Consider the following 16,596-nt stretch of genomic DNA (forward strand, 5'->3'; position numbering starts at 1 on the left):
GACTGAGACCGAGCGATGTTCCGCCGTACGTTCTGGTTCAGCACGGGCGTCGCCGCCGGTGTGTGGGCCACCACCAAGGTCAACCGCAAGCTGAAGCAGCTCACCCCGGAGAGCCTCGCCGCGACCGCGGCGAACAAGGCGCTCGAGACGGGACAGCGGCTCAAGGACCGCGCCGTGGGCTTCGCGCTCGACGTCCGCGACAACATGGCCCAGCGGGAGGCCGAGCTCGGGGAGGCCCTGGGCATCCACGAGAACCCGGAACTCGCGGCCCCCGCGCGGTACGCCGCCATCGAGAACAACCGCAGCAACCCGAAGTACGCCGAGAACCCGACGTACTCGTACAACCGGAATGAGGACCACTGATGGAGTCGGCTGAGATCCGCCGCCGCTGGCTGAGCTTCTTCGAGGAGCGCGGGCACACCGTCGTCCCTTCGGCGTCGCTCATCGCGGACGACCCGACTCTGCTCCTCGTCCCCGCCGGCATGGTGCCCTTCAAGCCCTACTTCCTGGGTGAGGTCAAGCCGCCGTTCCCGCGCGCCACCAGCGTGCAGAAGTGCGTCCGCACGCCCGACATCGAAGAGGTCGGCAAGACCACGCGGCACGGCACGTTCTTCCAGATGTGCGGCAACTTCTCCTTCGGCGACTACTTCAAGGAAGGCGCCATCTCGTACGCCTGGGAGCTGCTCACCACGCCCCAGGACAAGGGTGGTTACGGCCTGGAGCCGGAGAAGCTCTGGATCACCGTCTACAAGGACGACGACGAGGCCGAGCGCATCTGGCACGAGGTCGTCGGTGTGCCGAAGGAGCGCATCCAGCGCCTCGGTATGAAGGACAACTACTGGTCCATGGGCGTCCCCGGCCCGTGCGGCCCCTGCTCCGAGATCAACTACGACCGCGGCCCCGAGTTCGGCGCCGAGGGCGGCCCGGCCGTCAACGACGAGCGGTACGTGGAGATCTGGAACCTCGTCTTCATGCAGTACGAGCGCGGCGAGGGCATCGGCAAGGACAACTTCGAGATCCTCGGCGAGCTGCCGAGCAAGAACATCGACACGGGCCTCGGCCTGGAGCGCCTCGCCATGATTCTGCAGGGCGTGCAGAACATGTACGAGATCGACACCTCCATGGCCGTCATCAACAAGGCCACCGAGCTGACCGGCGTGGCCTACGGCGACGCCCACGACTCGGACGTCTCCCTGCGCGTGGTCACCGACCACATGCGCACCTCCGTGATGCTCATCGGTGACGGCGTGACCCCCGGCAACGAGGGCCGCGGCTACGTGCTGCGCCGCATCATGCGCCGCGCCATCCGCAACATGCGCCTGCTCGGCGCCACCGGTCCTGTCGTCAAGGACCTCATCGACACCGTGATCGGCATGATGGGTCAGCAGTATCCCGAGCTCATCACCGACCGCGAGCGCATCGAGAAGGTCGCCGTCGCCGAGGAGAACGCCTTCCTCAAGACGCTGAAGGCCGGCACCAACATCCTCGACACCGCCGTCACCGAGACCAAGCAGGCCGGCGGCGTGGTCCTCTCCGGCGACAAGGCGTTCCTGCTCCACGACACCTGGGGCTTCCCGATCGACCTCACCCTCGAGATGGCCGCCGAACAGGGCCTGTCGGTGGACGAGGACGGCTTCCGCCGTCTGATGAAGGAGCAGCGGGAGCGCGCCAAGGCCGACGCCCAGGCCAAGAAGACCGGTCACGCCGACATGGGCGCCTACCGCGAGATCGCCGACTCCGCCGGCGCGACCGACTTCATCGGCTACACCGACACCGACGCCGAGTCCACGATCGTCGGCCTGCTCGTCGACGGCGTCTCCTCGCCGGCCGCCACCGAGGGCGACGAGGTCGAGATCGTCCTGGACCGCACCCCGTTCTACGCCGAGGGCGGCGGTCAGATCGGCGACACCGGTAAGATCAAGGTCGACTCCGGTGCCGTCATCGAGGTCCGCGACTGCCAGAAGCCGGTCCCGGGCGTCTACGTCCACAAGGGCGTCGTGCAGGTCGGTGAGGTGACGGTCGGCGCCAAGGCCCACGCCTCCATCGACGCCCGCCGCCGCAAGGCCATCGCCCGCGCCCACTCGGCCACCCACCTGACCCACCAGGCCCTGCGCGACGCCCTCGGCCCGACGGCCGCCCAGGCCGGTTCCGAGAACCAGCCCGGCCGCTTCCGCTTCGACTTCGGCTCCCCGTCCGCCGTTCCGACGGCTGTGATGACCGACGTCGAGCAGAAGATCAACGAGGTGCTCGCCCGCGACCTCGACGTCCGCGCCGACGTCATGGGCATCGACGAGGCCAAGAAGCAGGGCGCCATCGCCGAGTTCGGCGAGAAGTACGGCGAGCGGGTCCGCGTGGTGACCATCGGCGACTTCTCCAAGGAGCTGTGCGGCGGCACCCACGTGCACAACACCGCCCAGCTGGGCCTGGTGAAGCTGCTCGGCGAGTCCTCCATCGGCTCGGGTGTGCGCCGTATCGAAGCCCTCGTCGGCGTGGACGCCTACCACTTCCTCGCCCGCGAGCACACGGTCGTCAACCAGCTCACCGAGCTGCTCAAGGGCCGCTCGGAGGAGCTGCCGGAGAAGGTCTCCGCCATGCTCGGCAAGCTGAAGGACGCCGAGAAGGAGATCGAGAAGTTCCGCGCCGAGAAGGTGCTGCAGGCCGCCGCCGGTCTCGCCGAGTCCGCCAAGGACGTGCGCGGCGTGGCCGTGGTGACCGGCCGGGTCCCGGACGGCACCACCCCCGACGACCTGCGCAAGCTGGTCCTCGACGTGCGGGGCCGCATCCAGGGCGGGCGCGCCGCCGTCGTGGCCCTGTTCACGGTGAACAACGGCAAGCCGCTGACCGTCATCGCCACCAACGAGGCCGCCCGCGAGCGCGGTCTCAAGGCCGGTGACCTGGTCCGCACCGCCGCCAAGACCCTCGGCGGCGGTGGTGGCGGCAAGCCGGACGTCGCCCAGGGCGGCGGGCAGAACCCGGCCGCCGTCGGCGACGCCGTCGACGCCGTCGAGCGTCTCGTGGCCGAGACGGCGAAGTGACGGAAGTGAAGGCTGAGTAAGGAAACGGTCGGAATCATGCGCAGAGGACGTCGGCTCGCGATCGATGTCGGGGACGCCCGGATCGGGGTCGCCTCGTGCGACCCCGACGGGATCCTCGCCACCCCGGTGGAGACGGTCCCGGGCCGCGACGTCCCCGCCGCCCACCGCCGCCTGCGGCAGCTGGTGGAGGAGTACGAACCGATCGAGGTCGTCGTCGGTCTCCCTCGCTCCCTCAAGGGGGGCGAGGGCCCGGCCGCCGTCAAGGTCCGCGCCTTCGCGCAGGAGTTGGCCCGGGGCATCACGCCGCTGCCGGTCCGCCTGGTGGACGAGCGGATGACCACGGTCACGGCAGGTCAGGGGCTGCGTGCCTCGGGCGTGAAGGCCAAGAAGGGCCGTTCGGTCATCGACCAGGCGGCCGCCGTCATCATCCTGCAGCAGGCGCTCGAATCCGAACGGGTGTCAGGCAAAGCCCCGGGCGAGGGCGTCGAAGTGGTCATCTGATCGCGATACGGTAACGTTCCGCGCGATGCGGCGGCGTTCGAACAGCTGCCGCACAACAAGAGGCGGGACGGAGCCGGAGCCACCAGCCGCGTGACCGCCGCCTCGCGGCTCTAGGGGATCGATGACTGAGTATGGCCGGGGCCAAGGCTCCGAACCGTGGCATCCGGAGGACCCGTTGTACGGGGACGGCGGATGGGAGGGGCAGCAGCCCCACGTGGGCCATCAGCCTGCCTACGGCGGCCAGCAGCAGCACCCGCAGCAGCCGCAGCACGACCAGCACCCTCAGCAGCAGGGCTACGGCGACTGGGGCCCCGAGCAGCAGTCCGGGTACGACCAGCAGCAGTACCAGCAGCAACAGCAGCAGCAGTACCCGCAGGACGGCGGCTGGGACACCACGGGCACGCACGCGCACGTGCCGTACCCGCCCGACCCGGGCGACCCCTACGCACCGCAGACGGTCTCCTACGGTGGCGAGCAGCCCGACTTCTACCAGTCCGAGGACGCCTACCCGCCGCCGGAGCCGCCCGCCCGCCGCCGCGGCGAGCCGGAGCCGCGGCAGGAGACCGACTGGGACCCCGGCCCCGACCAGGGCGAGCACGCCTTCTTCGCGGGCGGTGACCCGGACGAGGACCCCGAGGACGACGCCGCGCCCCGAGGGCGCGCGGCCCGGCGCGCCGGCAAAGGGGGCAAGGGTGGCAAGGGCGGCAAGAAGAAGAGCCGTAACGGCATCGCCTGCCTGGTGGTCGTGCTCGTGTTCGGCGGTGGACTCGCCGGGGTCGGCTACGTCGGCTACACCTTCTACCAAAATCGTTTCGGCTCGTCCCCGGACTACGCGGGCGACGGAACGGGCGAGACCGTGACCATCGAGATCCCCAAGGGCGCCGGTGGCTACGACATCGGGCGCCGGCTCAAGGCGGCGGGCGTGGTCAAGAGCGTCGACGCCTTCGTCTCCGCCCAGCAGCAGAACCCGAAGGGCAACTCCATCCAGGCCGGCGCCTACATCCTGCGCAAGCAGATGTCGGCCGCCAGCGCCGTCGAGATGATGCTCGACCCGAAGAGCCAGAACAACATCATGGTCACGCCCGGTGAGCGCAACGCGCGCGTCTACGCGGCGATCGACCAGAAGCTCGGCCTGTCCACCGGCACCACCAAGGACACCGCCGAGAAGCAGTACAGGAGCCTCGGCCTGCCGAGCTGGGCGAACAACAGCAGCGACATCAAGGACCCGCTGGAGGGCTTCCTCGCCCCGGGCACCTATCCGGCGGCCAAGGGCATGAAGCCGGAGACGGTGCTGAAGGACATGGTCACCCAGGCCAGCGAGGCCTACGGCCGCTACGACCTGAAGGGCAAGGCCGCGTCCCTGGGGCTGAAGGACCCGCTGCAGCTCGTCACGGTGGCCAGCCTCGTCCAGGCCGAGGGCAAGACCCACGACGACTACCGCAAGATGGCCGAGGTGGTCTACAACCGCCTCAAGCCCACGAACACGGAGACCAACCAGCTCCTGCAGTTCGACTCGACCTTCAACTACCTGAAGGGCGAGAGCAACATCCACATCGCCACACGCGAGATCTACCGCAACAAGGACCCGTACAACACGTACACCAACAAGGGTCTGCCGCCCGGCCCCATCGGCAACCCCGGTGACGACGCCATGAAGGCGGCGCTGAATCCGACGCACGACGGCTGGATCTACTTCGTGGCGACCGACGGCGTGAGCAACACCGAATTCGCCAGGACGCTGGCCGAGTTCAACAAGCTCAAGGACAAGTTCAATGAAAGCTCGGGCAACTGACGCCCGCCGGGCGGCCGTCCTCGGCTCGCCCATCGCGCACTCCCTGTCCCCGGTGCTGCACCGGGCCGCCTACGCGGAGCTGGGCCTCGACGGCTGGAGCTACGACCGCTTCGAGGTCGACGAGGCCGGTCTGCCCGGTTTCTTCGACACACTGGGTGCCGAGTGGGCCGGGCTGTCGCTGACCATGCCGCTGAAGCGGGCGGTGATCCCGCTGCTGGACGAGATCAGCGAGACCGCGTCCTCGGTGGAGGCCGTCAACACGGTCGTCCTCACCGAGGACGGCCGCCGGGTCGGGGACAACACCGACATCCCCGGGATGGTCGCCGCGCTGCGCGAGCACGGCATCGAGCAGGTCGGCACGGCCGCGGTGCTCGGCGCCGGCGCCACCGCCTCCTCCGCGCTGGCCGCGCTGTCCCGGGTCTGCTCCGGCGAGGTCGTCGTCTATGTGCGCAGCGAGGCCCGCGCCGCCGAGATGCGCCAGTGGGGCGAGCGGCTCGACGTCGAGGTGCGCACCGCCGACTGGGCGGAGGCGGCCGAGGCCCTGCGCGCGCCCCTGGTGATCGCGACGACACCGGCCGGGACGACCGACGCCCTGGCCGCCGCCGTACCGGAGCGGCCCGCCACCCTCTTCGACGTGCTGTACGACCCGTGGCCGACCGGGCTGGCCGCGCGCTGGTCGATGTTCGGCGGGGCCGTGGTCAGCGGCCTGGACCTGCTCGTGCACCAGGCCGTCCTCCAGGTCGAGCAGATGACCGGGCACGCTCCGGCCCCGCTGGAGGCGATGCGCCGGGCGGGCGAGAAGGCCCTGGCCGAACGCTGACGTCCACGGCGGGGCGGGCGGTTTCCCGCCGGGCGGCGGTGCCGGACACGGGCGCCCGCCCGTGCCGGCGCCCAGGTGGCCGGAAGTGGCCGCCCGTGCGCGTCCGAGGTCCGCGTCGGCGTCCGCCTGCTGGACCGGCGGCCGGAGCTCGGGCGCGGACGTGGGAGGATCGGAGGTGGCGGGCCCGGGCCGCGCACCCGGTCGCGTCGTCGCCGTACGCGTGCGTGCGTGTACGCGGAGCAGAACCAGGCGCGAGCACTGAGGAGCATCGTTGAGCAGGCTGCGTTGGCTGACCGCGGGTGAGTCCCACGGTCCCGCACTTGTCGCGACGCTGGAGGGCCTTCCCGCCGGCGTGCCGATCACCACCGAGATGGTCGCGGACCACCTCGCGCGGCGGCGGCTCGGCTATGGCCGCGGTGCGCGCATGAAGTTCGAGCGGGACGAGGTCACCTTCCTCGGTGGCGTCCGGCACGGACTCACCCTGGGTTCCCCGGTCGCGATCATGGTGGGCAACACCGAGTGGCCGAAGTGGGAGAAGGTCATGGCGGCCGACCCGGTCGACCCGGCCGAGCTGGCCGAGCTGGCCCGGAACGCGCCGCTGACCCGGCCCCGGCCCGGCCACGCCGACCTCGCGGGCATGCAGAAGTACGGCTTCGACGAGGCCCGCCCGATCCTGGAGCGCGCCTCCGCCCGTGAGACCGCGGCGCGGGTGGCGCTGGGCGCGGTCGCCCGGTCGTACCTGAAGGAGACGGCCGGCGTCGAGATCGTCAGCCACGTCACCGAGCTGTGCTCCGTGAAGGCCCCGCAGGGGGTGTACCCCACTCCGGCCGACGTCGAGAGGCTGGACTCCGACCCGCTGCGCTGCCTGGACGCGGACACCTCCAAGGCGATGGTCGCGGAGGTCGACCAGGCCCACAAGGACGGCGACACCCTGGGCGGCGTGGTCGAGGTGCTGGCGTACGGCGTGCCGGTGGGCCTGGGCTCGCACGTGCACTGGGACCGCCGGCTGGACGCCCGGCTGGCCGGTGCCCTGATGGGCATCCAGGCGATCAAGGGCGTCGAGGTCGGTGACGGTTTCGAGCTGGCCCGGGTGCCCGGCTCGAAGGCGCACGACGAGATCGTGGGCACGCCCGAGGGCATCCGCCGAGTCTCCGGCCGCGCGGGCGGCACCGAGGGCGGCCTGTCCACCGGTGAGCTGCTGCGGGTGCGCGCCGCGATGAAGCCGATCGCGACCGTACCGCGCGCCCTGCAGACCGTGGACGTCGCCACCGGCGAGGCCACCCAGGCCCACCACCAGCGCTCCGACGTCTCCGCGGTCCCGGCCGCCGGCATCGTCGCCGAGGCCATGGTGGCGCTGGTGCTGGCGGACGCGGTGGCGGAGAAGTTCGGTGGTGACTCGGTGGCCGAGACCCGCCGCAACGTGCGCTCCTACCTCGACAACCTGCACATCCGATGAGCGGGCCGCTGCTGGTCCTGGTCGGCCCGATGGGCGTGGGCAAGTCCACCGTCGGGCAACTGCTCGCCGAGCGCCTCGGCGTCGGCTACCGGGACACGGACGACGACATCGTCACCGGACAGGGCCGCACGATCGCGGACATCTTCGTCGAGGACGGCGAGAGCGCCTTCCGCGCGATCGAGAAGCAGGCGGTGCACCGCGCCCTCGCGGAGCACGAGGGCGTCCTCGCGCTGGGCGGCGGCGCCGTCCTCGACGCCGGCACGCGCGCGCTCCTCGCCGGCCACCAGGTGGTCTACCTGTCGATGGACGTCGAGGAGGCCGTCAAGCGCACCGGCCTGAACGCCGCGCGCCCGCTGCTCGCGGTCAACCCGCGCAAGCAGTGGCGCGAGCTGATGGAGGCCCGCCGGCACCTGTACGAGGAGGTCGCCACCGCGGTCGTGCCGACCGACGGGCGCACCCCCGAAGAGGTCACCCAAGCCGCCCTGGACGCAGTGGAGTTGAAGAAAGCATGAGCGAGTCGGTCACGCGGATCCATGTCGGCGGCACGGCCGGCACCGAGCCGTACGACGTCCTGGTGGGCCGTCAGCTGCTCGGTGAACTCGGCGGGCTGATCGGCAGCAGGGCCAAGCGGGTCGCGGTGATCCACCCCGAGGCGCTCGCCGAGACCGGCGACGCGCTGCGCGCCGACCTGGCCGGGCAGGGCTACGAGGCCGTCGCGATCCAGGTGCCGAACGCCGAGGAGGCCAAGACCGCCGAAGTCGCGGCCTACTGCTGGAAGGCGCTCGGCCAGTCCGGGTTCACCCGCACCGACGTCATCGTCGGCGTCGGCGGCGGCGCCACCACCGACCTCGCCGGCTTCGTCGCCGCGACCTGGCTGCGGGGCGTGCGCTGGATCGCCGTCCCGACGACCGTCCTGGCCATGGTGGACGCGGCCGTCGGCGGCAAGACCGGCATCAACACCGCCGAGGGCAAGAACCTGGTGGGTGCCTTCCACCCGCCGGCCGGCGTGCTGTGCGACCTGGCCGCGCTGGACTCCCTGCCGGTCAACGACTACGTCTCCGGCCTCGCCGAGGTCATCAAGGCCGGCTTCATCGCCGACCCGGCGATCCTGGAACTCATCGAGTCCGACCCGCAGGCCGCGCGCACCCCGGCGGGCCCACACACGGCCGAACTGATCGAGCGTTCGATCCGGGTGAAGGCGGAGGTCGTCTCCAGCGACCTCAAGGAGTCGGGCCTGCGGGAGATCCTCAACTACGGCCACACCCTCGGGCACGCCATCGAGAAGAACGAGCGGTACAAGTGGCGGCACGGCGCGGCCGTCGCGGTCGGCATGCACTTCGCCGCCGAACTCGGGCGGCTGGCGGGCCGGTTGGACGACGCGACGGCGGACCGTCACCGCACGGTCCTCGAAGCGGTCGGGCTGCCGCTGCACTACCGCTACGACCAGTGGCCCAAGCTGCTGGAGACGATGAAGGTCGACAAGAAGTCCCGCGGTGACCTGCTGCGCTTCATCGTCCTGGACGGCCTTGCCAAGCCGACCGTCCTGGAGGGCCCGGACCCGGCGGTGCTGCTCGCCGCGTACGGGGAAGTCGGGCAGTAGACGCGTACGGGGAAGTGAGACGGTAACTGCCGCGGGGTCCCATCCGTCCGATTCCGCATCCACAGCGGGCACTTCACACCGCCCCCGGCCGTTCACCAATCAGCGGCCGGGGGCGGTACCGTTCGGTAGGGCGGGGCTCGTACCCGCTGGCCAGCGTCAATCTTCTGTACGAGACGGAGTGGCACCGGATGCAGCATGCAGTGGGTTCTCCGCTGCCGCCGCCCCACCAGCCGGGGCACGGACCGGCCGTCGGCTGGTCACCGGCCGCACACCACCCGGGCGCCCCCCAGGGGCCGGCCCCCGCACCGCAGGGCTCCGGCCCCGTGCCCCCGCCGCCTCCGGGCTTCACCGGAGCCCCGCCCTCCGGCCCGCTCCCGCCGCACCCCGCGGCACCGCCCCAGGCGATGCCGCCGCACCTCTCCGCGCCCCCGCCCCCCGACACCACCGGCCATGTCGCGTTGCCCCCGGGCGGCCCGGTCGGCGTGCCCATGGCCCCGCCCTCCCCGGTCACCCCCGACCCGGCGACCACCACCCTCGCCGTCCTGCTGATCGGACCGGCCGGGGCAGGCAAGACCAGCGTCGCCCGCTACTGGGCCGACCACCGAGGGGTGCCCACGGCCCACATCAGCCTCGACGACGTGCGCGAATGGGTGCGCTCGGGCTTCGCCGACCCCCAGTCGGGCTGGAACGACCACTCGGAGGCGCAGTACCGCCTCGCCCGCCGCACCTGCGGCTTCGCCGCGCGCAACTTCCTCGCCAACGGCATCTCCTGCATCCTCGACGACGCCGTCTTCCCCGACCGCCCGGTCGTCGGGCTCGGTGGCTGGAAACGGCATGTGGGCCCCGGCCTGCTCCCGGTCGTCCTGCTGCCGGGACTCGACATCGTGCTGGAGCGCAACGCCGAACGCAGCGGCAACCGCCGCCTCACCGACGAGGAGGTCGCCCGTATCCACGGCCGGATGGCCGGCTGGTACGGCTCGGGCCTGCCGATCATCGACAACTCCCAGCTGGACGTCCCCGAGACGGCGAAGCTGCTGGACGACGTCCTGGCGAGGGCGATAGCGAGTCCGCCGCAGTGGTGACGGCGCCGCCCGCGGCGTAGCCGGGCCACCCCCTCGGCGGCACCCCCATCGGCCCTTCCCAACCGGCACAATCCGGCCACCGCTCCTACGCTCGTCTCATGTCAGAGGTGTACGCGACCCGCCGGGCCAGGCTGAGAGAACGCTGCAACGTGGGCGGCAGCCCCTCCGCCCTGGTGACCCGTCCCGCCAACATCCGTTATCTGGCGGGCGCGTCCCCGCAGGGTGCCGCACTGCTGCTGAGCCAGGACGACGATGTCCTGGTGTGCGCCGATCCGCTCGAGGACCGGCCCGCCGAGGGCCGCCCCGACGAAGGGGTGCGCGTCCACACCCTGTCCGGTCCCGGAGGCGACGCCGCCGTCGCGGCCGCGGGACTGGCGCAGGCCGCGGGCCTGGACTCCGTCGCACTGGAGGAGCACCACCTCACCGTCGCCCGGCACCGGGCGATCCGCTCGGTGGCGCCCCGGTTGCGGCTGACCGACCTGGGCGGCGCGGTGGAGCAGCTCAGGGTGGTCAAGGACGAGGAGGAGATCTCCTGTCTGCGCATCGGCGCGGAGATCGCCGACCAGGCCCTCGGTGAGCTGCTGGAGTCCATCCTCGTCGGCCGCACCGAACGGCACCTCGCCCTGGAGCTGGAGCGCCGCCTGGTCGACCACGGCGCCGACGGGCCCGCCTTCGCCACGTCCGTGGCCACCGGCCCGAACGCGGGGCGGCGCGGGCACCGGCCCACCGACCGCCGGGTGGAGGAGGGCGACTTCCTCTCCGTCTGCCTGGGCGCGACCTACCGCGGTTACCGCTGCGAGATCGGCCGCACCTTCGTCATCGGCACCTCGCCCGCCGACTGGCAGATCGAGCTGTACGACCTGGTCTTCGCCGCGCAGCGGGCCGGCCGGGAGAGCCTGATGCCGGGCACCGCGTACCGGGACGTGGACCGCGCGGCCCGGCAGGTGCTGGACTCCGCGGGCCACTCCGAGCGCCTTCTGCCGCTCACCGGGCACGGTGTCGGACTCGAAATCGACGAGGACCCTCAGTTGAGTCCCTCGGCCATGGGTAAACTGGACGCTTGCGTGCCGGTCACCGTCGAACCTGGGATCCACCTCCCGGGCCGGGGCGGTGTCCGGATCGATGACACGCTCGTCGTCCGCCCCGAGGCGGACGGCGGACCCGAGCTACTCACCATCACGACCAAGGAGCTGCTCGCCCTCTAGGCAGGTGCGTGCCCCGGGGTCGTCCACGTCAGTCCAGGAGATTCCGCAACCGTGGCTTCCACGAACGACCTCAAGAACGGCATGGTGCTCAAGCTCGAAGGCGGCCAGCTCTGGTCCGTCGTCGAGTTCCAGCACGTCAAGCCCGGCAAGGGCCCGGCCTTCGTGCGCACCAAGCTCAAGAACGTGCTGTCCGGGAAGGTCGTCGACAAGACCTTCAACGCCGGCGTCAAGGTCGAGACGGCCACCGTCGACAAGCGCGACATGCAGTTCTCCTACATGGACGGCGAGTACTTCGTCTTCATGGACATGGAGACCTACGACCAGCTGATGGTCGACCGCAAGGCCGTCGGCGACGCCGCCAACTTCCTGATCGAGGGCTTCACGGCCACCGTCGCGCAGCACGAGGGCGAGGTGCTCTTCGTCGAGCTGCCGGCCGCCGTCGAGCTGACCGTCCAGGAGACCGAGCCGGGCGTCCAGGGTGACCGCTCCACCGGTGGCACCAAGCCCGCCACGCTGGAGACCGGCCACCAGATCCAGGTCCCGCTCTTCATCACCACCGGTGAGAAGATCAAGGTCGACACCCGCACCAGCGACTACCTCGGCCGGGTGAACAGCTAACCGTGGCTGCCCGCAACACGGCCCGCAAGCGCGCCTTCCAGATCCTCTTCGAGGGCGACCAGCGCGACGCCGACGTTCTGACGGTCCTCGCGGACTGGGTCCGGCTGTCCCGCTCCGACACCCGGCAGCCGCCGGTGAGCGAGTACACGATGCAGCTGGTCGAGGGCTACGCCGAGCACGCGCGGCGCATCGACGAGCTGCTCGCGCAGTACGCGGTGGGCTGGACGCTGGACCGGATGCCGGTCGTCGACCGCAACATCCTGCGTCTGGGCGCCTACGAGCTGATCTGGGTCGACGAGACCCCGGACGCCGTCGTCCTGGACGAGATGGTGCAGCTGGCCAAGGAGTTCTCCACCGACGAGTCGCCGTCGTTCGTCAACGGTCTGCTCGGCCGGCTCAAGGAGCTCAAGCCGTCGCTGCGCCGGGACCAGGCCTGACGCCCGCTGTCCATGCCATGCCCAAGGGCCCGCGGATCCGTCCGCGGGCCCTTGGCGTTCCCCGGTCACTGCCCGCCCGCTCCGTGCGGCAGCGCCCCGGAGGGGCCGCCGGGCAGCGGCTGGGCGATCGACGTGAGATCGATCGTGTGCAGCCGTGGCGGCAGCTCCGCCCGGCTGCGCAGTACCTTCATCCTCCGCAGAGAGGCCGCCACGATCACCTCGGCCACGACCGCGGACCCGGCGGGCGCGCACACCGCCACCGTCAGCCAGACGCCGGTCAGCGGGTGGCCCGGCCGCTCGCGCAGCAGCCACTCCGGATTGCTGCTGCCGAGGCCGTAGGCGGTGGTGTACTGCTCTTCCCTCGTCCCGTCCGCCGCGTACTCCACGGACGGCTCCGCCACGCCCAGCAGCGGTAACGACACGGCGACGCGGAAGCTGTTCCCGCTCGCGGCGCTCGCCGTGTCGGGGGACATGGCCAGGGCCACGGGCTGCCGTCCGCCGCCGGGCGATTCGAGCCGGATGCCGATGTGCGCCTCCTTGAACGGCACGGAATCGCCGTCCGGGTCCGGCCGGAACGCGCAGCCGAACATCAGCAGGAAGTAGTCGTCGGACGGCGAGGAGGCCGCCAGCAGGGCCGGGTTCACCCCGGTCTCGTGCAACTGCTCGATCGTCTGCCGGACGACATAGGGCTCGGTGACGGTCAGCCGACGGCGGATGCGCTCCTCGGTGGTGTTCCCCTGGAGCGTCGCGGGCACGACCAGATCGACGTCGTACGTGGTGAGCGGGGGCAGTTCGTAAGACATCAGCCGGTCCTTCCGTCGGGGCGCGTCCAGCCGCCGTGATAGGCGAAGGCCCCCCAGTCGCGGTACTGGGGGAAGCGGGCGCGGGTGACCGTCTGGGCGTGGCGGAACGCGCCCACGGTGTCGTGGTGAGCGGTGAGATGTCCGTACAGCTCACCGAAGAAGCAGGTCGCCGAGTCGGTCCGTACCGGCCACAGACAGCCGACCACGGCGCGCGCCCCGGCCAGCAGGAACGCGGCGGGCAGCCCGCGCGGGTTGTCGGCGAGGTCGAAGCGCCCGAGGGCCGATTCACAGGCGCCCAGGGTGACCAGATCCACGCCCCGCAGGTCATGGGTGAGGACCTGGTGCCCGAAGAGCCGGCCGTCCGTTCCCTCCCCGGGCGGGTTGAGGTACAGGCACTGGAACCAGGAGGCGTCCTGGCTGTGCGCCCCGTGCGCCGCCACGTGCACATAGCGGGCGCCCTCGGCGCGGGCCAGGAAGGACGCCGGTGCCGCCTCCGGGCCGACCAGGGTGATACCGCCCGCGAGGGTGGCCACCGTCGCCGCGTGCTCGTCCAGCGCCGGCTCCGGCCGCAGCCCCCAGGGCGTGCCGCCCAGTGCGGCACCCAGCGACACGAGTCCCTCCCCGGTGCGCGGCCCGACGTCCTGGGCGCCGGTGACACAGACGGGGCTCGGCACGGTGGTCACGGTCCAGTCGTCGGCCAGCGGACGTCCCGCCAGCCGGAGCAGCGGGAAGGGCAGGAAGTGCAGGGGACCGTGGGCCCAGAGGCACAGGTGCCGCTTTCCCTCGCCGTGCAGTCGGGTCAGCACCTCGCCCAGATCGCCGAAGAAGCCGCTGAAATCCAGCTGCTCCCGGCCGATCCGCGTGACCTCAGCGTGCAGAGGGTCGGTACGGACCACCTCGCGCACCTCGGCCACGTCCTGGGCCAGGGGATGCATGGTCTGCCGGTAGCCGTCCTTGCTGACCTGGAGCACCGCGCCGGGCATACCGTCGAACGGCAGCACCCGGATGTCCCTGACCCCCTCCGCGGTGATCGTCATCAGGTGCACCGCGGCGGCGGGTTGACCGTCCGGGCCGGCCGCTTCCATCCCCCGGGGCTGCTGCGCGATCCACATCGAGATCAGCACGGTGTCCGGGGGCAGCGCGGCCACGACGTCACGCAGGTCCGGGTACGCGGAGCCCTCCGCCACCAGCCCCGGCGCGTACAGGCTGCGGGAGAGCTGACGGTCGAAGGACCGCCGGAGATTGCCCAGGAGCTCGCGTTCGCCGTGCCCGGGCGCGTGTTCCTGGGGGCCGGCGTAGCAGAGCATCTCCAGGTCTTCGGCGATCTCGTACAGCCGCGGCGGCGCGGACTCGCCGAGCCCGTTCTCGAGTTCCTCGACCCGGCGCCGCAGTTCCACGAGCAGGGGGTGGGGCCGGCGGGGACCGGGCGCCAGAAGTGCGCCGGAGAAGTCGAGGCCCTTGGCGGCCGTGTGCAGCATCCACACGGCGCCCGCCGACTGCCGGCCCTCCGCCATGCGGCTGCCGAGCCGTTGGGTGGCCGCGACGAGGGCGAAGGCCGACTTCTCGTGCAGGCCGGCCTGCAGGCGCGGCGCCGCCCCCATGCGGAGCATGACGGCCGCGCGCGTGACCTCGTCGGCGTCGCCCGAGTCGGCGCACCGGACCATCAGGCCCAGTTCCCGCAGCGCCTGGCCCTGCAGGCCCAGCACGGCGTAGTGACGAGCGGCCTGCGTGTGCAGGTCGATCGCGTCCGCCCACCGGCTCTCCTCCTCGCACGCGGTGGCCGCCGCTGCCGAGGTGCTGCCCAGCAGGCAGCCAAGGGCGGTCTCCGCCTCCGGTCCCGCATCCGGGAGATCGTCGCGGAACCCGTCCAGCAGCGCCCGGGCGGCCCGGGCATGTCCGGCCTGGTACAAGTGCGCCGCCAGATGCACCAGGGTCGCGGGGTGGGCAGGGGCGTCCGTGATCGTCCGGGCGAACGCGCGCCTGATCCCCTCCTCGGTGTCGTCGGCGGGGCAGGGCGTCGGGTCGCCGGGCAGCACATGGAGGTGGCTGTGCCACACCTCCCAGAGCTGCTCCCGGTCCCTGGGCTCGGGTAAGTCGGTGTGGACGGCCGTCACCAGCTCCCGCAGCAGATCGCGTCGTCCGGTCTCCCGCAGCAGATGCAGCGCCTGGTCCAGCACGGCCCAGGTCTCCCGTTCGCCCCGGGCTCTCACCAGCTCGGACAGCGGCAGCGGCAGCAGTTCCCGGAGGGTGTCCGGCGCGGGCTCGCCGTCGTAGTGCGCCAGGACCCGCCGCAGCCGTATCGCGTTGACGGGGTCGCGCGCCGGGTCGATCAGGGCCGCCGCGCTGCGGTAGTTCGCCAGCCAGGAGTCCATCGTCCAGTTCCCGGCCTCGGGGTCCTGCATGAGGACGGCCAGCGCCTCGTTCGCGGCGTTCAGACAGCGGGCGCGTTCGTGGCCGTGGCTGAGTCCGACGGCGCCGTAGAGGTAGGGCAGCGCCTCCAGCGCCGCGTCCACGGGGTGGGGCAGGCCTTCGGGGACGGCCGGGTCCTCGTCCGTCCCCCCTTCTGCGGCGGAGTCGGGGGTGAACAGACGGCCGTGCACGAGGCCGCGGTTCTGCCGCTCCCGGACGGCGAGGGCGTCGTCCAGCACCGGCGCGGCGATGTGGGGATGGACCCGGAGGATTCCCGCCGCGTACATGGTCTCGGCCAGTTCCTCCAGCTCCCCGGCCTTCCGGAGGGTTTCGATCTGCTCGTCGGCGACGGCGCAGGCCAGCCGCAGCCGCGCGCCGCTGGGCCGCTCCACGAGGTCGAGCCGTACGGCCTCCACCAGGAGGTCGGCGGCCGGCCACCAGGGGGACGAGCGGCCCCGCCCCCAGCGCCGCTCGGACAGCGCCATGAGAAGCCGGGCCACCAGATAGCCCGTGGCGAGGGCACCGGCCCGGACCTGGTGCGCGCCGAAAGCCACCAGATGACGCGCATCGTCCTCGGTCAGCGGCCATGGCGCGGACCGTATGCGCTGCTCGGCGGCCTCCTCGCTGAGATGACCCGCGTGGATGTCCCGCACGAGATCCACCAGGGCGTCCAACGCCTCGTCCTGCTGGCCGTTCACCGACATGGCCGCCCCCCGGCATCCTCGACGATCCGCTCGCCAGGATCGTGGCACAGAGCGCGGCGCCCCGAAGTGGTATCGGGACGGTCCCCGAGCGTGCCGGTCGGGATGCGGCGAGCGGGCGGATACGCAGCAGGGGC

The 16,596-nt window shown here is 71.8% G+C and carries 14 protein-coding genes; 12 read left to right on the forward strand and 2 right to left on the reverse strand.

Going from position 1 to position 16,596, the window contains the following annotated elements; genetic code table 11:
- The first annotated feature begins 15 nt into the window (after positions 1–15).
- The 12 genes from AB0J12_RS16790 to nusB all read left to right on the forward strand — a co-directional run bounded on the left by AB0J12_RS16790 (position 16) and on the right by nusB (position 12,546).
- Positions 16–363 carry a hypothetical protein gene (locus tag AB0J12_RS16790; protein WP_363265033.1) on the forward strand — a complete coding sequence of 116 codons (348 nt, stop codon included), beginning with the start codon at positions 16–18 and terminating at the stop codon, positions 361–363.
- Entirely contained in the window at positions 363–3,035 is a 2,673-nt protein-coding gene (gene alaS / locus AB0J12_RS16795) for an alanine--tRNA ligase (RefSeq protein WP_363265035.1), read from the forward strand. The genes AB0J12_RS16790 and alaS overlap by 1 nt, the downstream gene beginning before the upstream one ends.
- A 36-nt stretch (positions 3,036–3,071) precedes the next feature.
- Positions 3,072–3,536, forward strand: a complete 465-nt coding sequence (ruvX, locus tag AB0J12_RS16800) for a Holliday junction resolvase RuvX (RefSeq protein ID WP_363265036.1) — start codon at positions 3,072–3,074, stop codon at positions 3,534–3,536.
- Between the two features lie 121 nt (positions 3,537–3,657).
- A complete protein-coding gene (gene mltG, locus AB0J12_RS16805; RefSeq protein ID WP_363265037.1) occupies positions 3,658–5,328 on the forward strand; it encodes an endolytic transglycosylase MltG in 1,671 nt (556 codons plus the stop codon).
- A complete protein-coding gene (locus tag AB0J12_RS16810; protein ID WP_363265038.1) occupies positions 5,309–6,148 on the forward strand; it encodes a shikimate dehydrogenase in 840 nt (279 codons plus the stop codon). The genes mltG and AB0J12_RS16810 overlap by 20 nt, the downstream gene beginning before the upstream one ends.
- 271 nt (positions 6,149–6,419) lie before the next feature.
- The gene (gene aroC / locus AB0J12_RS16815) at positions 6,420–7,604 is read left to right on the forward strand and encodes a chorismate synthase (protein ID WP_363265039.1); all 1,185 of its coding nucleotides are present in this window, start codon (positions 6,420–6,422) and stop codon (positions 7,602–7,604) included.
- Positions 7,601–8,116: a shikimate kinase gene (locus AB0J12_RS16820; RefSeq protein WP_363265040.1), complete on the forward strand. Its 516-nt coding sequence runs from the start codon at positions 7,601–7,603 to the stop codon at positions 8,114–8,116. The genes aroC and AB0J12_RS16820 overlap by 4 nt, the downstream gene beginning before the upstream one ends.
- Positions 8,113–9,204 (forward strand): 3-dehydroquinate synthase, encoded by a 1,092-nt coding sequence (gene aroB, locus AB0J12_RS16825; protein WP_363265041.1) that lies wholly within the window; start codon positions 8,113–8,115, stop codon positions 9,202–9,204. The genes AB0J12_RS16820 and aroB overlap by 4 nt, the downstream gene beginning before the upstream one ends.
- Positions 9,205–9,392: 188 nt before the next feature.
- The gene (locus tag AB0J12_RS16830; protein WP_363265042.1) at positions 9,393–10,286 is read left to right on the forward strand and encodes a Pro-rich N-terminal domain-containing protein; all 894 of its coding nucleotides are present in this window, start codon (positions 9,393–9,395) and stop codon (positions 10,284–10,286) included.
- Between the two features lie 98 nt (positions 10,287–10,384).
- Positions 10,385–11,491: an aminopeptidase P family protein gene (locus tag AB0J12_RS16835; RefSeq protein ID WP_363265043.1), complete on the forward strand. Its 1,107-nt coding sequence runs from the start codon at positions 10,385–10,387 to the stop codon at positions 11,489–11,491.
- Between the two features lie 51 nt (positions 11,492–11,542).
- Positions 11,543–12,109 (forward strand): elongation factor P, encoded by a 567-nt coding sequence (efp, locus tag AB0J12_RS16840; RefSeq protein WP_043498973.1) that lies wholly within the window; start codon positions 11,543–11,545, stop codon positions 12,107–12,109.
- Positions 12,110–12,111: 2 nt separating this feature from the next.
- Positions 12,112–12,546, forward strand: a complete 435-nt coding sequence (nusB, locus tag AB0J12_RS16845; protein ID WP_363265044.1) for a transcription antitermination factor NusB — start codon at positions 12,112–12,114, stop codon at positions 12,544–12,546.
- Positions 12,547–12,611: 65 nt separating this feature from the next.
- On the opposite strand, the gene AB0J12_RS16850 is transcribed toward nusB, so the two are convergent.
- Positions 12,612–13,349 (reverse strand): hypothetical protein, encoded by a 738-nt coding sequence (locus tag AB0J12_RS16850; RefSeq protein WP_363265045.1) that lies wholly within the window; start codon positions 13,347–13,349, stop codon positions 12,612–12,614.
- Positions 13,349–16,462, reverse strand: coding sequence for a CHAT domain-containing protein (locus AB0J12_RS16855; RefSeq protein WP_363265046.1), 3,114 nt, complete (start codon positions 16,460–16,462; stop codon positions 13,349–13,351). The genes AB0J12_RS16850 and AB0J12_RS16855 overlap by 1 nt, the downstream gene beginning before the upstream one ends.
- Positions 16,463–16,596 lie beyond the last annotated feature (134 nt).

Source organism: Streptomyces sp. NPDC049915 (assembly GCF_040656475.1).
Lineage (GTDB): Bacteria > Actinomycetota > Actinomycetes > Streptomycetales > Streptomycetaceae > Streptomyces.

Coding starts and splice junctions, on each gene's coding strand:
- AB0J12_RS16790 (WP_363265033.1), top strand. CDS start 16: ATGTTCCGCCGTACGTTCTGGTTCAGCACGGGCGTCGCCGCCGGTGTG.
- alaS (WP_363265035.1), top strand. CDS start 363: ATGGAGTCGGCTGAGATCCGCCGCCGCTGGCTGAGCTTCTTCGAGGAG.
- ruvX (WP_363265036.1), top strand. CDS start 3,072: ATGCGCAGAGGACGTCGGCTCGCGATCGATGTCGGGGACGCCCGGATC.
- mltG (WP_363265037.1), top strand. CDS start 3,658: ATGACTGAGTATGGCCGGGGCCAAGGCTCCGAACCGTGGCATCCGGAG.
- AB0J12_RS16810 (WP_363265038.1), top strand. CDS start 5,309: ATGAAAGCTCGGGCAACTGACGCCCGCCGGGCGGCCGTCCTCGGCTCG.
- AB0J12_RS16820 (WP_363265040.1), top strand. CDS start 7,601: ATGAGCGGGCCGCTGCTGGTCCTGGTCGGCCCGATGGGCGTGGGCAAG.
- aroB (WP_363265041.1), top strand. CDS start 8,113: ATGAGCGAGTCGGTCACGCGGATCCATGTCGGCGGCACGGCCGGCACC.
- AB0J12_RS16830 (WP_363265042.1), top strand. CDS start 9,393: ATGCAGCATGCAGTGGGTTCTCCGCTGCCGCCGCCCCACCAGCCGGGG.
- AB0J12_RS16835 (WP_363265043.1), top strand. CDS start 10,385: ATGTCAGAGGTGTACGCGACCCGCCGGGCCAGGCTGAGAGAACGCTGC.
- AB0J12_RS16850 (WP_363265045.1), bottom strand. CDS start 13,349: ATGTCTTACGAACTGCCCCCGCTCACCACGTACGACGTCGATCTGGTC.
- AB0J12_RS16855 (WP_363265046.1), bottom strand. CDS start 16,462: ATGTCGGTGAACGGCCAGCAGGACGAGGCGTTGGACGCCCTGGTGGAT.